Annotated in this window: 23 protein-coding genes and 1 tRNA gene; 9 read left to right on the top strand and 15 right to left on the bottom strand. The window is 73.6% G+C overall.

The annotated features are described in order from the left end of the window. Nucleotides 1-6 precede the first annotated feature (6 nt). The 6 genes from ABUL08_RS29580 to argS all read right to left on the bottom strand — a co-directional run bounded on the left by ABUL08_RS29580 (nt 7) and on the right by argS (nt 10,067). Entirely contained in the window at nt 7-816 is an 810-nt protein-coding gene (locus ABUL08_RS29580) for a polysaccharide deacetylase family protein (protein ID WP_350933342.1), read from the bottom strand. Nucleotides 817-947: 131 nt separating this feature from the next. Next, nucleotides 948-4,211: an efflux RND transporter permease subunit gene (locus ABUL08_RS29575; protein WP_350933341.1), complete on the bottom strand. Its 3,264-nt coding sequence runs from the start codon at nt 4,209-4,211 to the stop codon at nt 948-950. Nucleotides 4,212-4,486: 275 nt separating this feature from the next. Beyond that, nucleotides 4,487-5,536 carry a threonine synthase gene (gene thrC, locus ABUL08_RS29570; protein WP_350933339.1) on the bottom strand — a complete coding sequence of 350 codons (1,050 nt, stop codon included), beginning with the start codon at nt 5,534-5,536 and terminating at the stop codon, nt 4,487-4,489. A gap of 105 nt (nt 5,537-5,641) precedes the next feature. Continuing rightward, nucleotides 5,642-6,964 (bottom strand): homoserine dehydrogenase, encoded by a 1,323-nt coding sequence (locus ABUL08_RS29565; RefSeq protein ID WP_350933338.1) that lies wholly within the window; start codon nt 6,962-6,964, stop codon nt 5,642-5,644. Then, nucleotides 6,961-8,343 (bottom strand): diaminopimelate decarboxylase, encoded by a 1,383-nt coding sequence (gene lysA, locus ABUL08_RS29560; RefSeq protein ID WP_350933337.1) that lies wholly within the window; start codon nt 8,341-8,343, stop codon nt 6,961-6,963. Before lysA ends, ABUL08_RS29565 begins: the two co-directional genes overlap by 4 nt. 59 nt (nt 8,344-8,402) lie before the next feature. Next, nucleotides 8,403-10,067, bottom strand: coding sequence for an arginine--tRNA ligase (argS, locus tag ABUL08_RS29555; protein WP_350933336.1), 1,665 nt, complete (start codon nt 10,065-10,067; stop codon nt 8,403-8,405). 99 nt (nt 10,068-10,166) lie between these two features. Here argS and ABUL08_RS29550 point away from each other — a divergent pair, with 99 nt between their 5' ends. The 4 genes from ABUL08_RS29550 to ABUL08_RS29535 all read left to right on the top strand — a co-directional run bounded on the left by ABUL08_RS29550 (nt 10,167) and on the right by ABUL08_RS29535 (nt 12,693). After that, entirely contained in the window at nt 10,167-10,988 is an 822-nt protein-coding gene (locus ABUL08_RS29550) for a DUF3105 domain-containing protein (protein ID WP_350933335.1), read from the top strand. A gap of 9 nt (nt 10,989-10,997) precedes the next feature. Beyond that, nucleotides 10,998-11,666 (top strand): DUF305 domain-containing protein, encoded by a 669-nt coding sequence (locus tag ABUL08_RS29545; protein ID WP_350933334.1) that lies wholly within the window; start codon nt 10,998-11,000, stop codon nt 11,664-11,666. Nucleotides 11,667-11,852: 186 nt separating this feature from the next. Continuing rightward, nucleotides 11,853-12,545 carry a winged helix-turn-helix domain-containing protein gene (locus ABUL08_RS29540; RefSeq protein WP_350933333.1) on the top strand — a complete coding sequence of 231 codons (693 nt, stop codon included), beginning with the start codon at nt 11,853-11,855 and terminating at the stop codon, nt 12,543-12,545. Between the two features lie 73 nt (nt 12,546-12,618). Continuing rightward, a tRNA-Arg gene (locus tag ABUL08_RS29535) sits at nt 12,619-12,693 on the top strand. 59 nt (nt 12,694-12,752) lie between these two features. Here the strand turns inward: ABUL08_RS29535 and ABUL08_RS29530 are convergent. Beyond that, a complete protein-coding gene (locus tag ABUL08_RS29530) occupies nt 12,753-13,712 on the bottom strand; it encodes a DNA polymerase domain-containing protein (RefSeq protein WP_350933332.1) in 960 nt (319 codons plus the stop codon). A 60-nt stretch (nt 13,713-13,772) separates the two neighbouring features. Further along, nucleotides 13,773-14,546, bottom strand: a complete 774-nt coding sequence (locus ABUL08_RS29525) for an isocitrate lyase/PEP mutase family protein (protein ID WP_350933330.1) — start codon at nt 14,544-14,546, stop codon at nt 13,773-13,775. Nucleotides 14,547-14,897: 351 nt separating this feature from the next. On the opposite strand from ABUL08_RS29525, the gene ABUL08_RS29520 reads away from it, so the two are divergent. Both ABUL08_RS29520 and ABUL08_RS29515 read left to right on the top strand, forming a co-directional pair. Beyond that, nucleotides 14,898-15,443: a TetR/AcrR family transcriptional regulator gene (locus tag ABUL08_RS29520; RefSeq protein ID WP_350933329.1), complete on the top strand. Its 546-nt coding sequence runs from the start codon at nt 14,898-14,900 to the stop codon at nt 15,441-15,443. Between the two features lie 33 nt (nt 15,444-15,476). After that, a complete protein-coding gene (locus tag ABUL08_RS29515) occupies nt 15,477-17,657 on the top strand; it encodes an MMPL family transporter (RefSeq protein WP_350933328.1) in 2,181 nt (726 codons plus the stop codon). Between the two features lie 45 nt (nt 17,658-17,702). Here the strand turns inward: ABUL08_RS29515 and ABUL08_RS29510 are convergent, their stop codons facing one another. Next, the gene (locus ABUL08_RS29510; RefSeq protein WP_350933326.1) at nt 17,703-18,959 is read right to left on the bottom strand and encodes an erythromycin esterase family protein; all 1,257 of its coding nucleotides are present in this window, start codon (nt 18,957-18,959) and stop codon (nt 17,703-17,705) included. 69 nt (nt 18,960-19,028) lie between these two features. Between ABUL08_RS29510 and ABUL08_RS29505 the strand changes: the two genes are divergently transcribed. After that, a complete protein-coding gene (locus ABUL08_RS29505; RefSeq protein ID WP_350933325.1) occupies nt 19,029-19,220 on the top strand; it encodes a DUF2795 domain-containing protein in 192 nt (63 codons plus the stop codon). Between the two features lie 9 nt (nt 19,221-19,229). Here the strand turns inward: ABUL08_RS29505 and ABUL08_RS29500 are convergent, their stop codons facing one another. The 5 genes from ABUL08_RS29500 to ABUL08_RS29480 all read right to left on the bottom strand — a co-directional run bounded on the left by ABUL08_RS29500 (nt 19,230) and on the right by ABUL08_RS29480 (nt 23,968). Then, the gene (locus tag ABUL08_RS29500; protein WP_350933324.1) at nt 19,230-20,783 is read right to left on the bottom strand and encodes a molybdopterin-dependent oxidoreductase; all 1,554 of its coding nucleotides are present in this window, start codon (nt 20,781-20,783) and stop codon (nt 19,230-19,232) included. Nucleotides 20,784-20,812: 29 nt separating this feature from the next. Further along, nucleotides 20,813-21,469: a fasciclin domain-containing protein gene (locus ABUL08_RS29495; RefSeq protein ID WP_350933323.1), complete on the bottom strand. Its 657-nt coding sequence runs from the start codon at nt 21,467-21,469 to the stop codon at nt 20,813-20,815. 138 nt (nt 21,470-21,607) lie between these two features. Then, on the bottom strand, nt 21,608-22,336 hold the full coding sequence (locus ABUL08_RS29490) for an anti-sigma factor (protein ID WP_350933322.1): 729 nt from the start codon (nt 22,334-22,336) through the stop codon (nt 21,608-21,610). Further along, nucleotides 22,333-22,971 carry an ECF RNA polymerase sigma factor SigK gene (gene sigK / locus ABUL08_RS29485; RefSeq protein WP_350933321.1) on the bottom strand — a complete coding sequence of 213 codons (639 nt, stop codon included), beginning with the start codon at nt 22,969-22,971 and terminating at the stop codon, nt 22,333-22,335. The genes ABUL08_RS29490 and sigK overlap by 4 nt, the downstream gene beginning before the upstream one ends. Before the next feature lie 91 nt (nt 22,972-23,062). After that, the gene (locus ABUL08_RS29480; protein ID WP_350938908.1) at nt 23,063-23,968 is read right to left on the bottom strand and encodes a Gfo/Idh/MocA family protein; all 906 of its coding nucleotides are present in this window, start codon (nt 23,966-23,968) and stop codon (nt 23,063-23,065) included. Between the two features lie 209 nt (nt 23,969-24,177). Between ABUL08_RS29480 and ABUL08_RS29475 the strand changes: the two genes are divergently transcribed. Both ABUL08_RS29475 and ABUL08_RS29470 read left to right on the top strand, forming a co-directional pair. Then, nucleotides 24,178-24,573 carry a hypothetical protein gene (locus tag ABUL08_RS29475; RefSeq protein WP_350933320.1) on the top strand — a complete coding sequence of 132 codons (396 nt, stop codon included), beginning with the start codon at nt 24,178-24,180 and terminating at the stop codon, nt 24,571-24,573. Next, entirely contained in the window at nt 24,566-24,991 is a 426-nt protein-coding gene (locus tag ABUL08_RS29470; RefSeq protein ID WP_350933318.1) for a hypothetical protein, read from the top strand. Before ABUL08_RS29475 ends, ABUL08_RS29470 begins: the two co-directional genes overlap by 8 nt. A 154-nt stretch (nt 24,992-25,145) precedes the next feature. Here the strand turns inward: ABUL08_RS29470 and fabG are convergent, their stop codons facing one another. Further along, entirely contained in the window at nt 25,146-25,904 is a 759-nt protein-coding gene (gene fabG, locus ABUL08_RS29465; protein ID WP_350933317.1) for a 3-oxoacyl-ACP reductase FabG, read from the bottom strand. Nucleotides 25,905-25,931 lie beyond the last annotated feature (27 nt).

The following is a 25,931-nucleotide window of genomic DNA, read 5'->3' as shown; positions in this document are numbered from 1 at the left end:
GGCCGGTCAGACCTGGGCGGCGCGGCCGAGCAGGTGGGAGACGGTCACGAAGGTGTAGCCCCGGGCGCGCAGCCCGGTGATCATGTCGGGCAGCCCGCGGAGCGCGACCAGCCGCCGCTCCGTCCCGACGTCGTGACCGAGCAGGATCGTGCCGGGCCGGACGTCGGCGACGATCCGGCGGGCGTGACCGGCCGGGTCGTGCGGGAACTCCCCCTCGACCATCTGGAGGGTCCAGAGCACCAGCCGGTAGTCCAGCCGGGCGGCGGCGTGCAGCACCGCCCCGCCCAGGTGCCCCCAGGGCGGACGGAGCAGCCGGGGTGCCCGGCCCGTCGCCGCCGCGATGGCGTCGTGGCTGCGCCGCAGGTCGTCGTACGCGCCGTGGGCGTCGAGGCGGGCCAGGTCGTGGTGGGCCCAGCTGTGGTTGCCCACCTCGTGCCGGTCCAGCCGGCCGCGCAGCAGCCCGGCGTGCTGCCGGGCCCGGGCGCCGACCAGGAAGAACGTGGCGGGTACGGCGTACCGGTCGAGGGTGTCCAGCACCATCGGGGTCCACTGTGGCAGGGGGCCGTCGTCGAAGGTGAGCGCCACCAGGCGTTCGTCGGTGCGTACCCCCCAGGAGACCTCGACCGCGCCGCCGCCCACGTCCTGCTGGCGGCTGCCCAGGGTGGCGCTGGCCGGCCCCCCAGCCAGCGGGAGTCGCCGGTCGGCGATCCAGGTCGTCTGTGTGGTGGCCGCGGCGCCCACCGCGGCGCCGCCGGTGAGCAGACCGGCGGCACGCAGCAGCGAGCGTCTCCCCCATCGGCCCGCGTGCTCCCCCATGGCCCCGCTCCCGCTCCGGAGGCTCGCCCGTGCAGAGCGAGCCGACACAAAGGGTATGTGCCGACTCACTCACGGTACAACGTCGGACATCCGACGCAGGGCCCCTCAGGTCGACGGGCGCGGGACCCGAGCTACTCGGTCGGGGGCAGCGGCGATCGGCGGCTCCGGGGCAGGCGCAGCACCTCGAACTGGTCCGTACCGTCGACCAACGCCGCGGAGGGGCGGGCCGGCGGGTCCGCGACCGGGCGGTCGGCGACGGACGCCTCGGCCCTCGGCGGCTCGACCGGCGTGGTCGCCGCCGGTGCCGCGACCGGCGACGGCGGCGGCGTCCCCCCGGTACGCCGGGCCCGCCGCGCGCGCAGCGACTCCTTCGTGCGCTCGACCATCGTGTAGAGGGTCGGCACCAGGATCAACGTCAGCAGCGTCGAGGTGAGCAGACCACCGATCACCACCACGGCCAGCGGCTGGGAGATGAAGCCGCCCTCCCCGGTGAGCCCGAACGCCATCGGCAGCAACGCGAAGATCGTCGCCACCGCGGTCATCAGGATCGGACGCAGCCGACGCCGGCCCCCCTCGACCACCGCCTCGGTCACGCCCATCCCCTGCGCCCGGTACTGGTTGATCAGGTCGAGCAGCACGATCGCGTTGGTGACCACGATGCCGACCAGCATCAGCACGCCGATCAGCGCCGGCACGCCCAGCGGGGTGCCGGTGACCAGCAGCAGGGCGATCGCACCGGTCGCCGCGAACGGGATCGAGATCAGCAGGATCAGCGCCTGGGTCAGGCTGCGGAACGTGGCGACCATGATCAGGAAGACGATCGCGATCGCGGCCAGCACCGCCAGCCCCAGGTCGGCGAAGGCGTCCTTCTGGTCCGCGCTGACCCCGCCGACGGTGAACGTCGCCCCCGGCACGTCCAGGGCGTCGAGCCGCTTCTGCAGCTCGGCCGTGGTGGCACCGAGGTTGGAGCCGGTGGCCGTACCGGTGACGGAGACGCTGCGCTCGCCGTCGATCCGGGTCACCTGCTGCGGGCCGTCGACCTGGTTCACGTCGGCGATGTCGTCCAGCTTGACCGGGCCCACCGGCAGGGCGCGCAGCTCCGCCACGGTCAGCGGCGGCTTGCCGGCCCCCCGCAGCACCACGTTCTGCACGGTGCCGTCGAGGGCGACCTGCCCCAACGGCGCACCCCGGTACGCCTGCGCGACGACCTGCCCCACGGCCGCCTCGGTCAGCCCCACCCGGGCCGCCGCGACCCGGTCCACCGTCACGTCGACCCGGGGCACCCGGTCGGCCAGGCTGGTGGCGACGTCCTCGACGTCCGGCGTACCGGCCATCGCGTCGCGGGCGGCCTCGGCGGCGCGGGTCAGCGTCTCCGGGTCGGCGGCCTGCACGACCACCTCGAGCTGGTTACCCGAGGCACCGCCCTGCCCCGCGCCGAAGCTCAGCTCACCGACCTCCGGCCCGAGCGCGTCGAACTCCTTGCGCAGCTTCCGCTTGATCGCGGCGGCGTCGCTGTCCTCGTCGAGGGCCACGTTGAAGGTGGCGGTGTTGTTGCCGCCGCCACCGGCCCACGGCTGGTCGTTGCCGCCCGCGCTCACCTGGTACGTCCGCACGCCGTCGGTCCGTCCCAGCACCTGCTCGACCTGCGCGGCCGCCTGGTCGGTGCCGGCCAGCCCGGTCCCGGCGGGCAGCTCCTGGGTGATGGTCAGGGTGTCCTGGCCGGAGTCGTCGAGGAAGTTGGTCTCCAACTTCTGCGCCAGCCCGAAGGTGCCGAGCAGCACCAGCAGCCCCAGCCCGACGGTGATCCAGCGGGTCTTGCGGGATCCGGTGGCGAACCCGATCGCCGGCAGGTACGCCCGCTGCAGCGGGCTGCGCAGCTCCCGCTCCTCGCTGGCCCGGCGGGCGGCGACGTCGTCGGCACCGGCCCGGCGCGGCTTCAGGAACCAGTACGCGAGCACCGGGATCACGGTCAGCGAGACCAGCAGCGAGGCGAGCAGGGCCACCGTGACGGTGATCGCGAAGGGCGCGAAGAGCTGCCCGACGAAGCCGCCCACCAGGGCGATCGGCGCGAAGACGGCGACCGTGGTGAGGGTGGAGGCGGTCACCGCGCCGGCCACCTCGCGGACCGCGGTGAGGATGGCGTCCCGCTTCGGCTCGCCGTACTCCAGGTGTCGCTTGATGTTCTCCAGCACCACGATGGAGTCGTCGACGACCCGGCCGACGGCGATGGTCAGCGCGCCGAGGGTGAGCAGGTTGAGCGAGTAGTCGCCGGCCCAGAGCGTAATCAGCGCGACCAGCACCGACAGCGGGATGGAGACCGCGGTGACCAGCGTGGAGCGGACGCTGAGCAGGAAGACCAGGATCACCACGACCGCCATCAGCAGACCGAGCAGGCCCTCGGTGGTCAGGCTGTCGATGGACCGCTCGACGAACGGGGCCTGGTCGAAGACGACGGTCAGGTCGGCGCCGGAGGCGGCCTTCAGGTCGTCCAGCCGGTCCCGGATCTCGTGCGAGATCTGCACGGCGTTGCCGTCCGGGCTCGCGGTGACCGCGATGCCGAGGCTGGGCCTGCCGTTGGTGCGGGTGAGGGCGGTGGCCGGGGCCAGCTCCTGCTCCACCTTGGCGACGTCACCGAGGCGCAGCGGGGCCGCCGGGGCGGTGGTGACGACGATGCCGCGCAGGTCGTCCACGGTGCGGATCGGCGTGCCGACCTGCACCGGCAGCGAGCGGCTGCCGTCGACGACCGCGCCGGCCGGCAGCGCGACGCCGTTGGTCTTCAGCGCCTGCGCCAGGGCGGTGGGCGCGAGCCGGGCCGCGGCGAGCTTCGCCGGGTCGGGCGTGACCACCACGACCTGGTCGCGGGTGCCGGTGACGTCGACCGTCCGGACCCCGTCCAGTCCCTCCAGCTCGGGTACGACGCTCCGGCGCAGCTTCTCGGCCAACGCGCGTTCGTCGTCCCCGCCGGTCGCGGCGACCACCACGGCGGGCAGGTCGTCGGTGCTGCCGGCGAGGACCTGCGGGTCGACCCCCTCGGGCAGCTGCGCGTCGATCCGGTTCAGCGCGGTCTGCATCTTGTTGACCACGTCGTCCAGGTCGGTGCCGAACTCGTACTGCACGGTGACGGTGGTGGAGCCCTCGCGGGAGGTGGAGGTGATCTTCTCCAGGCCGGGGATGCCCTGGAGGCTGTTCTCGATCGGCTCGGTGACCTGGGACTCGACGATCTCCGGTGCGGCGCCCGGGTAGGCGGCCACGATGAACGCGGCGGGGAACTCCAGCGACGGCAGGAGTTGCTGCTTCAGCGACGGGACGGCGTACGCCCCGAACGCCGTGATCACCAGCGCGATGAGGGCGACCAGCCCTCGGTTGAGGAGGCTGAATCTGGCGAGCAGCGACATCGGCGTGGCTCACTCCTGGAGGAGGGGGTCTACGGGGTATGCAAAGCATGCCGGACCCGATCATGCCCGCACCCACCCACCCCCGGCTGCCCCATCCGGCCCCACCACCCGCGCACTCCCCACCCTGCGCCGCCCGACCCACCCCGACCCACCCCGACCCACCCCGACCCGACCGAGTTGATCAAGAGGTTCTGGTCGCCGGACCAGGGTCACCCCGACGCAAACCTCTTGATCAACCGCGACCTGAGGGGGTGCCCGGGGGGGGTGGGCGGGGGTCAGGCGAGGTCGAGGGAGCGGGCGGCGGCGAGGGGGTCGTTGGCGATGGTGACCGGGGCGGGGGCCGTGGAGATGGCCCACTCCGGGTCCTTGAGGCCGTGGCCGGTGACCGTGCAGACCACCGTCGAACCGGCCGGGACCTTGCCGGCGGCGCCCTGCTGGAGCAGACCGGCCACACTGGCCGCGCTGCCCAGCTCGACGAAGACCCCGACCTCGCGGGCCAGCAGCCGGTACGCCGACAGGATCTCCCGGTCGGTGACCGCGGCGATCAGCCCCTCGGAGGCGTCCCGGGCGTCCACGGCCTTGGTCCAGCTCGCCGGGTTGCCGATCCGGATGGCGGTGGCGATGGTGGACGGCTCGTGCACCACCCGACCGGTCACGATGGGCGCGGCGCCGGCGGCCTGGAAGCCGTACATCTTCGGGGCCCGGGTGGCGTTGCCCTCGTGCAGGTCCTCCGAGTAGCCCATCCAGTAGGCGGAGACGTTGCCGGCGTTGCCGACCGGCAGGCAGTGGATGTCGGGGGCGTCGCCGAGCGCCTCGACGATCTCGAACGCGGCGGTCTTCTGCCCGTGCAGCCGGTGGATGTTGACCGAGTTGACCAGGGCCACCGGGTAGTCCTGGGCGAGCTTGCCGGCCAGCGCCAGGCAGTCGTCGAAGTTGCCCTGCACCTGGAGGAGCTTGGCGCCGTGGACGAGCGCCTGGGCCAGCTTGCCCAGCGCGATCTTGCCCTGCGGCACCAGCACCGCGCAGGTGAGCCCGGCCCGGGCCGCGTACGCCGCGGCGGAGGCGCTGGTGTTGCCGGTGGAGGCGCAGATGATCGCCTTGTTGCCCGCCTCGACCGCCTTGGAGACGGCGACGGTCATGCCACGGTCCTTGAACGAGCCGGTCGGGTTGGCCCCCTCGACCTTCAGATAGACGTCACAGCCGAGCCGGGCGGAGAGCACCGGCGCCGGCACCAGCGGGGTGTTCCCCTCGTGCAGGGTCACGACCGGGGTGGCGTCGGTGACCGGCAGCCGGTTCCGGTAGGTCTCGATCAGGCCCCGCCACATGTCGCTCTCCTCGCCTCTGCCGGCTCCGTCGTCCACCAAGCGTGGACCAGCCGTCCGCACCGCCCCCCGGCACACCTGTGGTTAACCATCAGGCGGGACGGGAGGCTACGCCCCGCCCTCGACCCGCAGCACGCTCGCCACCGAGCGGACGATGTCCAGTCCGCGCAGCTCACCCACGGTGGCGGCGAGCGCGGCGTCCGGCGCCACGTGGGTGACGACGACCAGGTCGGCGTCGTCCCCCCGGCCGGCCGGACCACCGCCCGCCGGGCCCTGCCGGACGGTGGCGATGGAGACGTCGTGCCGGGCGAAGACGCCCGCCACGGCGGCCAGCACACCCGGCCGGTCGGCCACGTCGAGGCTGATGTGGTAGCGGGTCAGCGCCTCCCCCATCGGCCGCACCGCCAGGTCGGCGTACGCGGACTCGCTGGCCGCGTGCACGCCGGCGAGCCGGTTACGGGCCACCGCCACCACGTCGCCGAGGACGGCGCTGGCGGTCGGCGCGCCGCCCGCGCCCCGGCCGTAGAACATCAGCTGGCCGGCCGCCTCGGCCTCGACGAAGACCGCGTTGAACGCGTCGCCGACGCTGGCCAGCGGGTGGCTCAACGGGATCATCGCCGGGTGCACCCGGACGCTGACCGTCTCGCCCCGGCCGTCGGTGCCCCGGGCGGCGATGCAGAGCAGCTTGATGGTGCAGCCCATCGCCTTGGCGCTGGCCACGTCGGCGGCGGTCACCTCGGTGATGCCCTCGCGGTGCACGTCGGCGGCGGTGACCCGGGTGTGGAACGCCAGCGAGGCGAGGATGGCGGCCTTCGCGGCGGCGTCGAAGCCCTCCACGTCGGCGGTCGGGTCCGCCTCGGCGTACCCCAGCTCGGTGGCCTCCTCCAGGGCCTCGGCGAACCCGGCGCCGGTGGCGTCCATCGCGGAGAGGATGAAGTTGGTGGTGCCGTTGACGATGCCGGTGACCCGGTTGATCCGGTCACCGTGCAGCGACTCGCGCAGCGGGCGCAGCAGCGGGATCGCCCCGGCGACGCTGGCCTCGTAGTAGAGGTCGGCGCCACCCTCGGCGGCCGCGTCGTGCAGCGTCGCGCCGTCCTCGGCGAGCAGCGCCTTGTTGGCGGTGACCACGCTCTTGCCCGCGCGCAGCGCCTCGACCAGCCAGCTGCGGGCCGGCTCGATGCCGCCGACCATCTCGACCACGACGTCCACGTCGTCCCGCTTGATCAGCCCGAGCGGGTCGGTGGTGAAGAGGGCGGGGTCGACCGGCAGGTCGCCGCGGTCGCGGCCGACCCGGCGGACGGCGATCCCGGCGATCTCCAGGGGGGCGCCGATGCGGGCGGCGAGGTCGACCGACTGCTCGTGCAGCAGGCGTACCACGTCACTGCCGACCGTGCCGCAGCCGAGCAACGCCAAGCGGACAGGTGAGGTCATCCGACATCCAATGCGAGCAGGTCTTCTTCGGTTTCCCGCCGGACGATCAGACGCGCCCGACCGTCGCGGACGGCGACGACCGGGGGGCGCGGGACATGGTTGTAGTTGCTGGCCATGCTCCGGCAGTACGCCCCGGTGCCGGGCACCGCGACAAGATCTCCGGGCTGCACGTCGGCGGGCAGGAATTCATCCTTCACCACGATGTCCCCGGACTCACAGTGCTTTCCCACCACGCGGGCGAGCAGCGGCGGCGCGGTCGACGCCCGGTTGGCCACCGTCGCCGAGTACGACGCGTCGTAGAGCGCCGTCCGGATGTTGTCGCTCATCCCGCCGTCGACGCTGACGTACGTCCGGATGCCGTCGACGTCCTTGACGGTGCCCACCTCGTAGAGGGTGAACACGGCCGGCCCGACGACGGCCCGGCCGGGCTCGATGGACAGGTGCGGCACGGCGAGCTGCTCGGCGGCGCACTCGGCGTCGACGATCTTGTGCAGCCGCTTGGCCAGCTCCTGCGGCGTGGCCGGGTCGTCCTGGGTGGTGTACGCGATGCCGAAGCCGCCGCCGAGGTCCAGCTCGGGCAGCTCCACTCCGCGCGCGTCGCGGATCTGCGCCTGGAGGCCGAGCACCCGCCGGGCGGACACCTCGAAGCCGCTGGCGTCGAAGATCTGCGACCCGATGTGCGAGTGCAGCCCGCGCAGCTCCAGCACGCCCTCGTCGAGGATCCGGAAGGCGGCCTCGGCGGCGGCCCCGCCGGCGAGGGAGAAGCCGAACTTCTGGTCCTCGTGGGCGGTGGCGATGAACTCGTGGGTGTGCGCCTCCACGCCGACCGTCACCCGGATCAGCACCCGGGGTCGTACGCCGCGCTCGCGGGCCAGCGCGGTGAGCCGGTCGATCTCGGTGAACGAGTCGAGGATGATCCGGCCCACCCCGGCGTCCAGGGCCCGGGCCAGCTCGGCCACGGACTTGTTGTTGCCGTGGAAGCCGATCCGCTCCGCCGGCATGTCCGCCGCCAGCGCGGTGGCCAGCTCGCCGCCGGTGCAGACGTCGAGGAACATGCCCTCCTCGGCGATCATCCGGACCACCGCGCGGCAGAGGAACGCCTTGCCCGCGTAGTAGACGTCGGCGTCCGGGAAGGCGGCCCGGAACTCGCGGCAGCGCGACCGGAGGTCGTCCTCGTCGAGGACGTACACCGGCGTGCCGTACTCGGTGGCGAGCTGGCGGACGTCGAGGCCCGCGACGGTGAGCGCGCCGTCGGCGGCCCGGGTCACATGTCGCGGCCAGAGCTGCGGCACCAAGGCGTTGACGTCGCCCGGCGGGCGCAGCCACGGCGGCCGGCTGCCGATGTCACCGTGCAGCGCCCCGGCCTCATGCGCGCGCATCAAGGCCGCCTTTCGTTCGCGACTGCGGGGCTCGCAAGCTCACTCCTCGCGCTCACCGGTCACATCCTCTCGGGGGCGGAGACACCCAGCAGGCGCAGCCCGTTCGCGATGACCACCCGGGTGGCGTCGTTCAGCCAGAGCCGGGCCCGGTGCAGGTCGGTGACCTCCTCGTCGCCGCGCGGCAGGATCCGGCAGTTGTCATAGAACCGGTGGTACGCCCCGGCCAGCCGCTCCAGGTAGCGGGCGACCTGGTGCGGCCCGCGCAGCTCGGCGGCGGAGGCGACCACCGCGGGGAACTCGGCGAGCGCCTTGAGCAGCTCGTTCTCCTTCTCGTGGGAGAGCAGCTCGGCGTGGAAGTCGGCGGCGTCACCCCGGGTCAGCCCCACCTCGGCGGCGTTCCGCCCGACGCTGGCGGTACGGGCCGCGACGTACTGGACGTAGTAGACCGGGTTGTCCCGGGTGGCCCGGGTCCACAGCTCCACGTCGATGTCGATCGGCGAGTCGCTGGAGTAGCGGGCCAGCGCGTAGCGGGAGGCGTCCACGCCGATCGCGTCGACCAGGTCCTCCAGGGTGACCACCGTGCCGGCCCGCTTGCTCATCCGCACCGGGGCGCCGTCGCGGACCAGGTTGACCAGCTGGCCGATGAGGATCTCCAGGTTGCGCTCCGGGTCGTCGCCGAAGCACGCCGCCATCGCCTTCATCCGGCCGATGTAGCCGTGGTGGTCGGCGCCCAGCATGATCACGACCCGGTCGAAGCCGCGCTCGCGCTTGTCCAGGTAGTAGGCGCAGTCGGCGGCGAAGTAGGTCCACTCGCCGTTGGACTTGCGCAGCACCCGGTCCTTGTCGTCGCCGAAGTCGGTGGTGCGCAGCCAGGTCGCCCCGTCGGACTCGAAGACGTGCCCTTGCTCGCGAAGCCGGGCCAGCGCCTGGTCCAGCTCGCCCCGGTCGTGCAGGTCCTTCTCGTTGAAGTAGGTGTCGAACTCGACGCCGAAGTCGCGCAGCGAGGACTTGATCTCCTCGAACATCAGCTGCACGCCCTCGACCCGGAACACCTCCTGCGCGGCGGCGTCGTCCCGCTCCAGCACGTCCGGCCGGCGGTTGCGCACCTCGGTGGCGATCTCGGCGATGTACGCCCCGCCGTAGCCGTCCTCGGGGGCCGGCTCACCCTTGGCGGCGGCGAGCAGCGACCGGGCGAAGCGGTCGATCTGCGAGCCGGCGTCGTTGAAGTAGTATTCGGTCCCCACGTCGGCGCCGGTGGCGCGGAGCAGCCGGCTGAGCGCGTCACCGACGGCCGCCCAGCGGACCCCGCCGATGTGCACCGGTCCGGTCGGGTTCGCCGAGACGAACTCCAGGTTGATCTTCTGGCCGGCGAGGGTGTCGCTGCGGCCGTACTCCGGGCCGGCCTCGACGATCACCTTGGCCAGCTGCCCGGCGGCGGCCGCGTCGAGCCGGATGTTCAGGAAGCCCGGGCCGGCGATCTCCACCGACTTGATCCCCGGCGCCCGGCCGAGCTGCTCGGCCAGCGCGGTGGCCAGCTCCCGCGGCGGGACGCCCACCTTCTTGCTGAGCTGGAGCGCCAGCGTCGAGGCGTAGTCGCCGTGCTCGGGGTTGCGGGGCCGCTCGACGACCGTCTGCGCGGGCAGCGCGGAGCTGTCCAGCCCCCGGTCGGTGAAGACGGCGTGGGCTGCGGAGAGGACGACCTCGGCGAGTTCTGCGGGAGTCACCGAACCATGTTATCGGGGGTAGACTCGGGCACCGCGGCGGCGACCCAGCATGTGAACAGGCCCGCCGGCTCCCCTGACCGACCGACCTGACGAGGCCCGATGAGCATCAGCACCCCGGGCGGCCCGGAACGCCGCCCGACCGTGGTCAGCACCGGCAAGAAGCCGGCCGCCGGCCGGCCGGCCGCTGCCGACAAGCCGTCCGGCGGCGGGAACGGGGCCGGCAAGGGCAGCCCCCGCCCGACCGCGGGCGGCAAGGGCCGCAAGCCGGTCGCCCCGGTCAAGGTGAGCCAGGGCCGTTCCTGGGGTCCGATCGCCCTCTTCGTCGCGGTCGGCGTGCTCGCCGCCGGCATCATCGGGTACGGCGCGTTCGCCGCGTACCGGGGGTCGCAGCCCTGGCAGGAGCGGGCCGACTCGATCAACGGCGTGGTCGACTTCCGCAAGAAGGACAAGGACCTGGTCAAGGGCGGCCGACACGAGAAGGGCTCGCTCAAGTACGCCCAGTCGCCCCCGGTGGCCGGCCCGCACAACGACGCCTGGCAGAACTGCATGGGCGACGTCTACGACGCCCCGATCGCCAACGAGCACGCGGTGCACAGCCTGGAGCACGGCACGGTCTGGATCACCTACCGCCCCGACCTGCCGGCCGACCAGGTGGCCAAGCTGAAGGCCAAGGTGCAGGGCAAGGAGAAGCTGATGCTCAGCCCCTACGAGGGGCTGGACAAGCCGATCTCGCTGCAGGCCTGGGGCTTCCAGCTCAAGGTCGACAACGCCGACGACGGCCGGATCGACGACTTCATCAAGACGCTGCGGGTGAACGCCTCGATCGAGGGGCCGACCGCCAACTGCGCCCAGGGCGTCACGGCGACCGGCACGACGCCGCGCGATCTGGGCCAGCAGATGCCCGAGCAGCCCACCCAGTAAGGACGTGCGATGACTGCTGCTCCCGTGACGGAGAGCGCGCCGGAGGAGACGCCGGCCACCGACGACGGTGGCCGGGGCTCCGCGCGCCGGTTCGGCGCGCTGGCGCTGGCCGCCGCCGTCGTGGTCGGCCTCCTCCTGGGGTACGCGGGCGGCCTGCTCACCCCGACGTTCACCCGACCGGGTGAGAACTCGGCCGAGGCGGGCTTCGCGCGGGACATGACCACTCACCACGCCCAGGCGGTGGCGATGGGGCTGATGGCCTTCCAGCAGGGCGAGGACGCCGAGGTGCGGCAGATCGGCGGGGACATCGCCACCGGCCAGCAGGGTGAGATCGGCACCATGCAGACCTGGCTGCGTTCGTGGGGGCTGGACCCGACCGGGGAGCAGCCGGCGATGGCCTGGATGCCGGACGGCGCCGGGCTGGTGAAGAACGGCCTGATGCCGGGCATGGCGACGCCGGAGCAGATGGCGAAGCTGCGCGAGGCGCGGGGACGTGCGTTCGACGTGCTCTTCCTCCAGATGATGATCCAGCACCACCTGGGCGGTATCCACATGATCCAGGGGATCCTCGACGAGGGGCACGACGACGACGTGCTGGCGGTCGCACAGGTCATGAAGAACACGCAGCAGACGGATCTGACCAACCTTCAGGCGGCGCTGAAGCGCCTGGGCGGCTGATCCACCGCACCACCTGTCCGAAGGGGCCCGCGTCGTCCGCGACGCGGGCCCCTTCGCGACCACAGGCCCACCTTTGTCCCTTATGCCGCTTTATAACGTTTTGGGTTGTCCAACCGATTACGTCGCTTGGAGAGTTTTCTACCCACATATCGTGACCAGTTGCGATTCGGGCTCGTTGCGCAGGACGTGGGGGTTGCACTCAGAGACGCAGGGCGTTCGGTCACCAGCTGGTGCCGACGCCACACCATCGGCGGTGACGGGGCGGTGGCAGCCGTCCGTCGCGGACAGCGGCAGGGCGAGTCGGGAACGCTCAGCCGCGAACAGGAACTCGAACTGATCGACGTGCTGCGGGGTGTCCACCCCGACGAGTTCGGCCTGGACGAGGAGCTCTGGACGCGACAGAGCCTGACCAGCCTCATCCAGCGCCGGTTCGACCTGGCGATGGACGCCGGCACCGTGTCGGCGTACCTGCGGGCCTGGGGGTTGGGCCCGCGGGAACCACGGGAACGGGCCTGCGGGCTCTGCGTCGGCGCCGTGGAACGCTGGGTACGCCTCGAATACCCGGCCATCACCCGGGCCGCCCAGGAGCACCTGGCCGAGATCTACTGGATCGGCCGGGTACGGCTGCGCGGCACCATGCCGGCGGCCGACGTGATCTCCGCGGTCTCGTCCCGGGGCCGGGTCCGCTTCATGATCACCACCCCGTCGGTCGACCCGCCGCTGCCCCGTGACTTCGTGCTGCGGCTCAGCGGCGCCGAGGAGCGGACGGTGCACCTGATCGTCGACGGCTCCTGGCCGCGCAACGAGTGGCCCCGCCGGTTGCCCCGGCGGATCGTCCTGCACCCGCTGCCCAGCTGCGGCCGACCGCTGGCCGCCTGAACCGGCCCCGGGGCGCGCCGGATACCGATTCGGTGATCGGGGAAGGGGTTTGCTACTCTTCTCGGGTCGCTGAGCCCCCGTAGCTCAGGGGATAGAGCACCGCCCTCCGGAGGCGGGGGCGCAGGTTCGAATCCTGCCGGGGGCACCAGACGCGAGAAGCCCGGACCGATCGGTCCGGGCTTCCTCGTATCCGGGTTCCGGGTGCGGTCAGCCGGCCTCGCGGCGGGCCTTCGCCCGACGTTTCCCCTCGTGCATGGCCTGGACCCGGGCCACCGGGATGGTCCGCCCCTCGGCGACCAGGTCCGCCGGCAGGAGTTGCGGCGCCGGCAGCGCCTCCGCCCACGGGTCCCGCCCGGCGACCAGCGCCGGCACGGTCCGCACGGTGAAGTCGGCCGGCGTCACCGAGGCCAGGTCGTCCCAGCCCACCGGGTACGACACCGGCGTGCCCGGCCGCACCCGTGGGCTGTACGCGGCCACCACCGTCGCCCCGTACGCCCGGGTCGGGTCGACGAAGACCCGGCCGCCGCGGTCGGAGACGATGAACGCGGTGGTGGCCAGCGCGGGATCGAGGCGTTCGGCGTGGACGGCCAGGGCGCGGGTGGCCGCCGCCGCCTCCTCGGCCGTGGTCGCCGGGTCCACCGGCACGATCACGTGCACCCCCTTGGCGCCGCTGGTCTTCACCGCACCGGCCAGCCCGGCGTCGGCGAGCGCCTGCCGGACCAGCAGCGCGGCCCGGACCGCCATCGGGAACGAGTCCCCCTCCGGCGGGTCCAGGTCGAGCACCAGGGCGGTGGGGTGGGTCGGCTCCCCCGCGCGACCGAGCGTCGGGTGGTATTCCACCGCCCGCTGGTTGGCGAACCAGAGCAGCGTCCGCCGGTCGTCGCAGAGCGCGTACGAGATGCTGCGGTGCGACGCCTCCGCCCAGACCGAGGTGCGGCGCACCCAGTCCGGGGTGTACTTCGGCAGGTTCTTCTGCATGAACGGGTCCTGCCCGGGTCGGACTCGGACGACCGACAGGGGCCGGTCCCGCAGTCCGGGCAGGATCCGTTCGTGCACGGCGTCCAGATAGTCGACCAGGTCGCGTTTGGTCGCCCCGGCCCCGTCGAAGAGCGGTTGGTCGAGGTTGGTCAGCGCAACGCCGTCCCGGGTCTCGTCAGCGGCACCCATCCGCCCACCATCCCGGCCCGGCGGCGGCTCGGCAACCCGACGCCCCGGCCGATGCGGGATTCAGGAGCCGAACGGGTCCCGTCCGGCGCGGATCGCGGCGAGCAGATCGGCGGCCCGGGCGCGGGCGGCGGCGTACACCCGGGAGCCGTAGCTGATCCGCGCCACGCCGAGGGCGGCCAGCTCGGCGGGGGCCGGTGCGCCGGGGCGGGCCAGCACGTTCACCGGGCCGGCCACCTCGGTCACCAGGGTGCGGATCTCGTCCGGGTCGGCCAGCACGATCGGATAGACGCTGTCCGCCCCGGCGGCGAGGTAGAGCCGGGCCCGGCGGACCGCCTCGGCGAGCCGACCCTCGGCCGGCCCGACGGCGTGCAGGTGGACGTCCACCCGGGCGTTGAGCACCAGGTCGGCGCCCGCGTCCCGCGCCGCCGCCCGGATCCCGGCGAGCAGGTCGGCCTGCTCCTGCGGGTCGTACAGCACGCCGGTGCGGGGGTCGGAGTCCTCGATGTTGCAGCCGACCGCGCCGGTGGCCAGCAGCCGCTCGACGAGTTCGGCGGGGCGCAGGCCGTACCCCCGTTCGAGGTCAGCGGTGACCGGGACCTCGACGGCCGCGGCGACCCGGGCCACGGCGGCGAGCATCTCGCCGACCGGGGTGGCCTCGCCGTCGGCGTGGCCGAGCGCGTCGGCGACCGCGCCGCTGCTGGTGGCCACGGCCGGGAAGCCGGCGGCGACGACCGCGCGGGCCGAGCCGGCGTCCCAGGCGTTGGGGAGGATCAGCGGGTCACCGGGACGGTGCAGCGCGCGCAGCGCGGCGGCCCGGTCGGTCAGCTCGCTCATACGCCCGATTCTCGCCGGGTCGACGGCCCCGGCTGAGGGCCAATTCGGCAGCACTGGTTCGGCCCGGTCCCACCCGACGGTCCGACGGTCGCGTGGCCGGCAGGAGCGGGATGCAGGCCGGTCCCACGGAGGCTACGAACTTGATGGCAAAGATGAATCGCCCCGGATCGGCCGCTGATTCATCTTTGTAATCAAGTTCGTAGCGGGCAGAAGTGACGGCCGCAGCGCACTTCCCGGGGACAAGAGGCGCGGGTCGGGCGAGAGACGGTCCGCGCAGCTGTGGCGAACGACACCCAATCCGTCTGACCGATCGGTCAGGTGCTGACCGATCGGTCAGGCATGCTGGTGGACATGGCCCGCGCGATACCGGAGACCCACGGCGAGATCCTCGCCGCAGCGGGGCGGCGATTCGCCGTCACCGGCTACAAGGGCACCTCGTTGCAGGACATCGCCCGCGAGGTCGGCTGCTCCAAGGCCACCGTGCTCTACCACTTCGCCAACAAGGAAGCCCTGCTCTGCGAGCTGATGGCACCCGCCATCGCCCTGCTGGAGGCGCTCGACACGCGGATCGCCGGGTGCACCCCGGCCGACGCGCAGCGGGTCGCCGCCGAGGGCTTCGTCGACCTCGCGGTCCGCTTCCGGCGGGAGATCGCCCTGCTGCGTGGCGAGTTCCCCGACCTGCTCCAGCAGCCGGCCTTCGCGCACATCCAGCAGATCTCCGAACACCTGGTCGCGGCGTTCGCCGGCCACTCCGACCGTCCCGCCGCGCGGATCGCCGCCCTGGTGGTCCTCGCCGGGATCGCCGAGACCTGCGGCGAGTTCCTCGACATCCCCGACGACGAGCTGCGGCCGGCCCTGCTGGCCGTGGCACACCGCGCGCTCGAACCCACCACCTGATCCAGTTCCGATCCCGAGGACAAAGGAAGCTTCATGGCGACCCTGCTGTACCGGCTCGGCCGGGCCTCGTTGCGCCGCCGATGGCTCGTCGCCGTCGTGTGGCTCGTCGTACTCGTCGGCCTCGGCGTGGCCGCGGCGACGCTGCACGGCCCGACCGCGAGCAACTTCACCATGCCCGGCACCGAGTCGCAGCGCGCGATCGACCTGCTCGCCGACCGCTTCCCGGCGGCCAGCGGCGCCACCGGCACCATCGCGGTCAAGGCCCCGCAGGCCGGCGAGCTGCTCAGCCCGGCGGGACAGGCGGTGGTCAAGCAGGTCACCCAGGAGGCGGCCACCCTGCCCGGCGTGGTCGGCGCGGTCGACCCGTACCAGGTCAAGGCGCTCACCCCGGACGGCCGGTACGCGCTGATCCAGGTGCAGTTCGCCGGCCGCGCGGACGACGTGACCGACGAGCAGCGCACCGCGTACGAGAAGGTCGGCGCGCAGGCCGAGGCGCAGGGATGGCAGATCGCCCCCGGCGGTGAGGTGCTCAACGGCGAGCCGGAGGTCGGCTCGACCGAGGCGCTCGGCGTCCTGGTCGCCGCGATCGTCCTGGTCATCACCTTCGGCTCGCTGGTCGCGGCCGGGATGACCATGCTGAACGCGCTGATCGGCGTGGGTGTCGGCATGGCCGGGCTCTTCGCGCTCAGCGGGGCCGTCCAGCTGACCAGCACCGCGCCGATCCTGGCCCTGATGCTGGGTCTCGCCGTCGGCATCGACTACTCCCTCTTCATCACCTCCCGGCACCGGCAGAACCTGCTCGACGGGCTCTCCCCCGAGGAGGCGGTCGGCCGGGCCGTCGGCACCGCCGGCTCCGCCGTGGTCTTCGCCGGCGCGACCGTGGTCATCGCCCTGGCCGGCCTGGCGGTGGTGGACATCCCGTTCCTCACCGTGATGGGTCTCGCCGCCGCCGGCACGGTCTCCGTCGCCGTGCTGGTCGCGATCACGCTGGCCCCGGCCCTGCTCGGCTTCGCCGGCCGTCGGGTGCTCCCCCGCAGGCTGCGCGGCCGGGAGGCCGTCGAGTCCGACGCCACCGGCTCCGAGGACCGCTCCGGCTTCGGCTTCCGCTGGGCGCACTGGGTGACGAAGCTGCGGATCCCGGTCATCCTGGTCGGCCTGCTCGGCCTCGGGCTGCTCGCGCTGCCCGCCCAGGACATGCGGCTGGCCCTGCCGGACGCGTCCACCGCGGCGGAGGGCAGCCCGGCCCGGGTCAGCAACGACCTGATCCGGGAGGGCTTCGGCCCCGGCTTCACCGGCCGGCTCGCGGTGGTCGTCACCGCCGACTCCCCGCAGGCCACCCAGGCCGCCGTCCCGCAGGTCACCGCCCTGATCCAGCGGACCGACGGGGTGCTGGCGGTGGCCCCGCCGCAGCTGGACCCGACCGGCCGGACCGCGCTGCTCGGGGTCATCCCGAAGACCGGTCCGACCGACGAGGCCACCGAGACGCTGGTGCACGACATCCGCCGGCAGGTCGCCGACGTGTCGGGCGCCGAGGTGCTGCTGACCGGGGTGACCGCCATCGGCATCGACGTGTCGGAGAAGCTCTCCGACGCCCTGCCGGTCTATCTGCTGCTGGTGGTCGGGTTGTCCATCCTGCTGCTGATGCTGGTGTTCCGCTCGATCCTGGTGCCGGTGAAGGCCGCGCTGGGCTTCCTGCTCACCGTGGCGGCCACGTTCGGCATCACGGTGGCCGTGTTCCAGCAGGGGCACCTGGCCGACCTGGTCGGGCTGGACACCCCCGCGCCGCTGATCAGCTTCCTGCCGATCCTGCTCATCGGCATCCTGTTCGGCCTGGCCATGGACTACGAGGTCTTCCTGGTCTCGCGGATGCGGGAGGACTTCGTACACGGGGACACCGCCCGGCAGGCGACCATCAACGGGATGGGGCACGGTGCCCGGGTGGTCACCGCCGCCGCGCTGATCATGATCTCGGTCTTCAGCGGCTTCGTCTTCCTCGACGACCCGGTGATCAAGTCGATGGGCTTCGCGCTCGCGATCGGCGTCGCCATCGACGCCTTCGTGGTCCGGATGACCATCGTCCCCGCCGTCATGTCGCTGCTGAACACCGCCGCCTGGTGGATCCCGCGCTGGCTCAACCGGATCCTGCCCAACGTCGACGTGGAGGGTGAGGGCCTCCGCAGCCACCTCGCCGACCGCGAACCCGCCAACGTGTGACCGGAGGGGCCCCCGCCACGCGGGGGCCCCTCTCCCGTCGGGCGGTCAGACGCCCGCCGGATAGGTCTCCATCTCGCCGGGACTGACGAGGGCGGGCAGCGGGTGCAGGGCGGTCGTCTCGTCGCACCAGACGAAGGCGTCGTAGCGGTCGCCCAGCCGGGTGGGGACGTAGTTGCCCCAGGACTCGAAGCTCGGGTCGTAGACCACCCCGATGGCGCGGTGGTCGATCGGGCGGGTGACCCAGTCGGGCTGGTCCGGGCCGCCGAAGACCAGCACCGCCCGCTCCGGCAGCAGCTCGTGCAGCCGCCGTTCCACCGAGCCCTCCCGGGCCGGTGGCACCACCATCGCCTCGGCCGGCGAACCCCAGCGCGGCGCGGCCACCACGGTTCCCCGATAGCTGCCGAAGCCGACCAGCGCCACCGACTCCGCCCCGTGCCGCTCCCGCGCCAACTGGCCGATGTTCACCATGCCGTCGGCGGCCATGTCGGTCGCCCGGGCGTCCCCCACGTGCGTGTTGTGCGCCCAGACGACGCCGCGGGCCTCCGGGCCGTACCGGTCCAGCAGGCGGTCCAGGGTGTCCGCCATGTGGATGTCCCGGACGTTCCACGACTCCGGGCCGCCGCCGACCATCGCCCGGTAGTACCGCTCCGCGCCGGCCACCACCTCCGCGTTCTGCCAGGCCGCGAAGCGGTCCGGGCCGTCCGCCGCGGCCTGTTCCCGGGTACGCGCCAGCAGCCGTACGACCTCCTCCTCGCAGCGGGCGGAGACGAACCGGCTCGCCAGGCCGTACTCCTCGACCTTCTTCCCGTACGGCTCGAAGCAGCGGTACGCCTCCTGCGCCGCCTCCAACGAGGCCGGATCCTCCTCGCCCAGATAGTCGAAGATCGCCTGCATCGACTCCCAGAGGCTGTAGACGTCCAGCCCGTGGAAACCCGCCCGCTGCCCCTCGGGGCGCTCCAGGTTCCAGGCCCGCAGCCAGTGGCAGAACCGGGCCACCTCGGCGTTGGACCACATCCAGGTGGGCCAGCGTTCGAAGCGTTCCAGGGCGACCTGCGGATCGGCGGCGCCGCCCGGGGCGCAGACGACCGAACGGTGCACCCGGTCGCAGTCCGGCCAGTCCCCCTCCACGGCCACGAAGTCGAAGCCCTGCTCGGCGATGAGCCGCCGGGTGAGCTGTTCCCGGAGCCGGTAGTAGTCGTAGGTGCCGTGGGTGGCTTCGCCGATCATCACGATCCGGGCGTCCCGGACGCGCGCCAGCAACGGGTCGAAGTCGCTCGGCGCGCCGAGCCGCTGTACGAGCATGCGGCGGGCTACCCGACCCCCGCCCCGACAAACCGGCATGCCGGCCGGCGGAACGGGTAGCCGCCCGGCATGACCGTCACCGGGGTGCAGTTGCAGGAGTACCTGGCCGGGCTCGACTACCCGGTCTCCCGCGAGGACCTGGTCCGCTGGGGCCAGGAGAACGGGGCCAGTACGGAGATGCTGCAGATGCTCCGCGCGCTCCCGCCGACGGAGTTCGACTCCCCCGCCGAGCTGAGCGACGCGCTGAACTCGCTGGCCTGACCGACCCGCTCACCGCACGGTGACGGTGACGGTGTGCCAGCCGGTGGCGCCGGCGGGGAAGGGCGGGCGGCGGGCCTCCGGCTGTGTCGCGCCGGTGCCGTCGGTGGCGCGTACCCGCAGGCTGTGCCCGCCGGGGGTGGCCGGCCAGTCGTACCGCCACTGGACCCAGGTGTCGGTGGACGCGGTGGGCAGCAGGCGGGCGCGGCGCCAGGGACCGTCGTCGACCGAGACCTCCACCGCCGAGATGCCCCGGTGCTGCGCCCAGGCCACCCCGGCGACGCCGACCGTACCGGCGTCGAGCTGGGCGAACGGGGTCGGCCGGTCGATCCGGGAGGCGGTCCGCACCGGCGCGTCCCGGGCCCAGCCCCGCCGCACCCAGTACGCGTCGAACGCGTCGAAGGTGGACACCTCCAGCTCGGTGACCCACTTGCAGGCGCCCGCATAGCCGTAGACGCCGGGGGTGAGCATCCGCACCGGAAAGCCGTGCGCGAAGGGCAGCGGCGCACCGTCCATGCCGACGGCGAGCATCGCGTCCCGGCCGTCCAGCAGGGTGGCCAGCGGGGTGCCGATGGTCATGCCCTCGGCGGAGCGGGCCACCAGCTGGTCGGCACCGGCCCGGATCCCGGCCCGACGCAGCAGCGGCGCGAGCGGCGCGCCGAGCCAGCGGGTGGTCCCCACGTACGGGCCGCCGACCTCGTTGGAGACGCAGCTCAACGTGACGTCCCGCTCGATCAGGCCACGGTCGAGCAGGTCCGCGAAGGTCAGCTCGACCGGCCGCTCGACCATCCCGTGCAGCCGCAGCCGCCAGGAGTCGACGTCCAGCCGGGGCACGGTCAGCGCGGTGTCCACCCGGTAGAAGTCGGCGGTCCGGGTGTGGAAGCCGGGGGCGGTCCCGGCCGGCAGGGGCCGGGCCGGATCCCTCGGGGCGGGCAACCGGACGGCTGCCCGGGACCGGGCCGCGTCGGCCGACCCGGTCCGGCGGAGCACCGCCGTACCGAGCCCGGCCACCGCGGTCCCGGCCGCCACCAGCGCGGCGTTGCGGACCAGCTCCCGCCGGCCCGGCCCGACCGGTCCGCCCGTACCGGACGGTTCGCCCGTACCGGACGGGTCGGCCGTGCCCGGGTCCGGCGACGCGTCGGTGAGGCCGGGCAGGGGAAGCCGGCCCAGCAGGGTGGCGGCGACGGCCGCGCCGACCAGCGCCGGCAGGGCGTCGGTCGGCCGGGCGTCCGGTCGGGTCAGCGCGGCGGCCACGCCGACCGCGCCGAACAGCGCCACCCCGAGCAGCCCGTACCGGGCCCGGCGCCGGGCCAGCACCCCGGTCACGCCGGCCAGCACGGCCAGCGCCAGGCCGATCCCGGCCAGCAGCAACGGCTTGTCGTACGTGCCGAAGGTGCGGACCGCGAACTCCTTGACCGGGGTCGGTGCCCCGTCGATGACGGTGGCACCGACCGCGACCAGGGGGGCCGCCTGTGGCCGGGTCGCCGTGGCGAGCAGCTCCGCGACCGCCACCCCGGCTGCGGCGGCGAGCAGCCCCGCTCCGGCCGGTACGAAGATGCGGCGCACGGTGGACCTCCCCTCCACGACGGACCCGGTCAGGACTTCGGCATCAGCACGGTGTCGACCAGGTAGACGGTCGCGTTGGCGGTCTGCACGTTGCCGCAGACGACCTTGGAGCTGCCGTCGACGGTGAACTCGGTGCCGCTGCCGGCGACCGTCACCTCGCCGCCCTGGAGGGTCTTGTGCGGGCCGGCGAGCTGGTCGGGGCCGAGCTTCTCCGGCACCACGTGGTAGGTGAGGACCTTCGTCAGCAGCGCCTTGTCGGCGAGCACCTTGTCCAGGTCGGCCTTGGGCAGCTTGGCGAAGGCGTCGTTGGTGGGGGCGAAGACGGTGGCCGCGGGCGCGCCGTTCAGCGAGTCGACCAGGCCGGCCTTCTTGACGGCGGTGACCAGGGTGCTCAGCAGCGGGTTGCCGGAGGCGGCGGTGGCGACCGGCACCTTCGCCATCGCCGCGAAGCTGCCCGGGTTGGCCGCGTCGGTCGGTACGGCGGCGCAGCCGGGGCCGAACTGACCGTCCATCATGGCCGGCGCGCTGGTCATCGGGGCGCTGCTGGTCATCGGGGCGCTGCTGGCCGGGGCGGCGGCGGTGTCGTCCCCGCCGTCGCTGCCGCAGCCGGCGGCGGCGAGGGCGAACACGGCGGCCGCGGCGACGGCGGTGAACCGGGTGGTACGCATCAGGATGGATCCCTTCATGTCATGACTCGCTGTCTCTGTGGGTGATTCGGCACCGGTGCCGCCCCGGATGGGTGCGGGTCGGAAAAGTTCTCCGGGTGTCGACGCCACGCACGGCAGCGCCCCGGCCGGACGTCGGCCGGGGCGCGCCGCAGCAGGTCAGGTGAGGGTGACCGCCACCAGCGGGTCCATCGTGGGCCGTCCCGATCCGCCGGCCGGCTCCTCGGTCACCCCGAAGGTGCCCTTGCCGCGGACGCCGCCGATCAGCACGGTCGCGGCGTTCCGGCCGGCCGGCAGCACACCCGCCGAGACGGCGGTGCCGCCGGAGATGAGCCAGAGCTGGTAGGCCCGACCGGACGGCGGTGTCGCCAACCCGGCCAGCGCCACCACGCCCTCGTCCCGGCCGGTGGAGGTCACCACGGTCACCCGGCCCCCCGCCGGCACGACGGCCGACCGGACGACGGCGTCCGGCGCGGCCAGCACCGCCCGGATCCGCTCCGTCTCGGCCCGGGCCGCCACGGTGGCGGCGCGCTCGTCGCGTACCCGCTGCTCCTGGACGACCCAGGTGGCCGTACCGGCACCCACGGCCAGGATCCCGGCGGCGACGGCCGCGGCGGTACGCCGTCGCCAGCGGGCCGGCGTTCGCGTCCCGGTCCGGCCCGGCCGCTCCTGCGGCGTACGACGCACCGCGGCGAGCACCTCGGCCCGCAGCCGGGGCGGCGGCACCGACCAGGTCGGCTCCGCCAGTCGGGCCGCCGCCTCGCGCAGCTCCGCCACCTCCAGCGCACAGCTCTCGCACCCGGCCAGGTGCCGGACGAAGGCCGCCCGCTCGACGTCGTCCACCGCGTCGAGGACGTACGCGCCGGCCAGCGCGTGGATCTCCGTCATCGGGCCACCTCCACTCCCAGGCAGTCGCGCAGCCGGATCAGGCCGTCCCGCATCCGGCTCTTCACGGTCGGCAGGGCGGCGCCGAGCAGGTCGGCCACCTCCCGGTAGCTGTGCCCGCCGTAGTAGGCGAGGGTGATCGCCTCCCGCTGCACCTCGGTCAGGTGGTCCAGGCAGCGACGCACCTGCTGTCGTTCCAGCCGCGTCGCGGCCTCCTCGGCCACCTCGTCGTACGGGACGTGACCGGAGCCCGCCGCGACCCGGCGGGCCCGGTCGACGCCGGCCTGCTCGGAGCGGACCCGGTCCACCGCCCGGCGGTGCGCCATGGTGAACACCCAGGCGGTCGCCGAGCCGCGGGCCGGGTCGAACCGCGCGGCGGTCCGCCAGACCTCGACCAGCACCTCCTGGGTGACCTCCTCGGCCTGCGCCGGGTCCCGCAGCACCCGGCGGGTGAGCCCGTACACCCGGGGGGCGACGATCCCGTACAGCCGCTCGAAGGCCGCCTCGTCGCCCCGGGCCACCGCGCGCAGCAGCGCGTCGGCCTCGGCCCGGGGGTCCGGCGCGGCGGGTCCGTCGGGTACGGCCCGCAGCCGCGGACCGTCCGGCGGGCCGCCCTCGGTGGGGTCGCCGCTCGTCATGGTGGGAAGCCTTCGCTCCGGTCCGTCTGCCAGCACACCCGGCATTCGGAGCCGCCGCGCGCCCGGATGGGTGTCACCTGTGCCGGTGTCGTCAGTCGGGGACGGTGACCGTGCGCCCCTCGATACGGGCCGTCTCGGCGGCGTCGAGGACCGCCACCACCTCGCGACCGAAGCGCACGTCGCAGCGGTGGTCCCGGGTACCGGCGTCGATCTCCGCCAGCAGCTGGTCGATCGCGGTGCCGAACGCCGACAGCACGCTCCCGTCGCCGGGCGGCACGATCTCGGTGCCGTTCTCGCCGAAGAAGACGAAGTCGCGGGTGACCGCCTCGGGCGGGGCGTCCAGGGTGAGCGAGAGGGTGCTGGTGGCGCCGCCGTCGTGGGTGAGCAGCAGGTGCACCAGGCCGCTGGGGCCGTCCATGGCGGCGACCCGGGAGACCCGGCCGAGCACCGGCAGGATGATCGACAGCGCGTGCGGGCCGATGTCCCAGAGCGCGCCCCGGTCCCGCCGCCACTGCGAGTTCCCGTAGGGGTTACCGGGCTGGTAGATCGAGGCGAACATGGTGGCCCGGGCGTGCTGCCAGCCGCCGGCGGCGGCGGTCGCGGCGAGGAACCCGGTGACGTTCGGGTGGTAGCGCTGGGTGAAGAAGACCACCGACGCCACCCCGGACGCCTCGGCCGCGGCGACCACCCGGTCGGCGTCGGCGAGGCTGAGCGCCAGCGGCTTGTCCAGCAGCAGGTGCCGGCCGGCGGTGGCGGCCCGGGCGGCGATGTCGGCCTGCACGTCCGGCGGCAGCGCCACCGCGACCGCGTCGCACGCCCCGATCAGCGCGTCCACGTCGTCGAAGACCGGTACGCCGTGCCGCCGGGCCAGTTCACCGGCCTTCGCCGGGTCCCGCCCCCACACCCCGGCCAGTTCGGCGCGCGGATGCGCCCCGATCGCCGCCGCGTGGGTCTCCGCCGCCCAGTGACCGGTGCCGAACAAGCCGAACCGCAGCACGAGGACCCCCACCGTCGTCACCCGCCACGGATGCCCGTGGCCGTGATCCACGCTAGTCGCCCGGACGCCCCGGTGCAGGCGACGGGGCCGGTCCGCCGGCACCCGACGTGGTCACCGCCCCGGATCGCCCGCGCCGGCCCGGGCGGGGGCCGTTACTACGCCGCTTAGTAGTCTGTGCCGGTGAACGGGACTCCGACGGGACGCCGCCGATGACCAGCGCGGCGGTGGCCGGCTCACCGGTGGACGGGCCGCTGGCGACGGCGACGATCGTGCTGTCGCTCGTACTCGCGGTGTGGGCGCTGGTGGCGGCGGTCCGGCACGGGCCGCCGGACCGGGTGCAGTTCTACGGCCTGGCCGTGCTGGAGGTCGCGCTGCTGGTGCTGGCCGTGCTGGCGCTGGTGGCGATCGGCGGCGGGGAACGCCCCGGCGAGCCCGGCGCCTTCTTCGGCTATCTGGTGACGCTGGTCTGTCTGCCGCCGCTGGCCTGGGTGCTGGCCCGGATGGAGCCGACCCGCTGGGGCTCCGCGATCGTCTGCGCGATCTGCCTGGTCACCCCGGTCGTCGTGGTCCGGCTCCAGCAGACCTGGGAGGTGCTCGGTGGCTGAGCCCGTCGGGGTACGCGAGCCGGAACCCGCCACCAACCGGGGGCCGGGCCGGCTGCTGATCGCGGTCTACATCCTCTTCGCCATCGCGGCGACTTCGCGCGCCGGGCTCCAGATCGCCACCAAGTTCGACGAGGCGCCGGTGGCGTACCTGCTCTCCGCCGTGGCGGCGCTGATCTACATCGTGGCCGCCGTCGGGCTGGCCCGGGCCGGGCACACCGGGCGGCGGGTCGCCCTGGCCTGCTGCTCGGTGGAGCTGGTCGGGGTGGTCGCGGTGGGCATCCTCAGCCTGGCCGACCGGGCGCTCTTCCCCGACGAGACGGTCTGGTCGGACTTCGGCAGCGGCTACGGCTACATCCCGCTGGTGCTGCCCGTGCTGGGCCTCTTCTGGCTCTGGCGCACCCGCCCCACCCCCGCCTGACCCACCCCGCGCCCCTCGCCCCGCGCCCTCGCGCCTCGCCCCTCGCGCCCCTCTTTCAGAGAAAGAGAGGCCATCGGACGCAGGATTGCCCCTCTTTCTCTGAAAGAGGGGCAATCCTTGCGGCGGGGCGGGGCGGGGCGGGGCGGAGTGGGGGTCAGTCCTTGGGGCCGCCGGCCACGTAGATGACCTGGCCGGAGACGAAGGACGCGCCCTCGCTGGTCAGGAACGAGATGGTGTGGGCGACGTCCTCGGGGCGGCCGGTACGGCGGACCGGGATCTCGGCGGCGGCGTGCTGCTGCAACGCCTCGAAGTCCACCTTCATCCGGGCGGCGGTGGCGGCGGTCATGTCGGTGACGATGAAGCCGGGCGCGACCGCGTTGACGGTCACCCCGTACGGGCCCAGCTCGATCGCGAGGGTCTTGGTGAAGCCCTGCATGCCGGCCTTGGCCGCGGCGTAGTTCGCCTGCCCCCGGTTGCCCAGCGCCGAGGTGCTGGAGAGGTTGACGATCCGGCCCCACTTCCGCTCGACCATGTGCTTCTGGGTGGCCTGGCTGAACAGGAACGCGCCGCGCAGGTGCACGCCCAGCACGGTGTCCCAGTCCGCGTCGGTCATCTTGAACAGCAGGTTGTCGCGGAGCACACCGGCGTTGTTGACCAGCACGGTCGGCGCGCCCAGCTCGGCGACGACCCGCTCGACGGCCGCCTCGACCTGCGACCGCTCGGCCACGTCGGCGCCCACGCCGAGCGCGCGCCCGCCCGCGGCGGCGATGGCGTCCACGGTCTCCTTGGTGGCGGACTCGTCGATGTCGACGACGGCGACGGCCATGCCGTCGGCGGCCAGCCGACGCGCGGTGGCCGCACCGATGCCGCGCGCGGCTCCCGTCACGATGGCGACGCGGGGCTCCTCCGACATGATTACCTCCCGGTAACTTGGGCTCGA

Source organism: Micromonospora sp. CCTCC AA 2012012 (assembly GCF_040499845.1).
GTDB lineage: Bacteria > Actinomycetota > Actinomycetes > Mycobacteriales > Micromonosporaceae > Micromonospora > Micromonospora mangrovi.
This window is presented reverse-complemented; position numbering and strand designations above follow the sequence as displayed.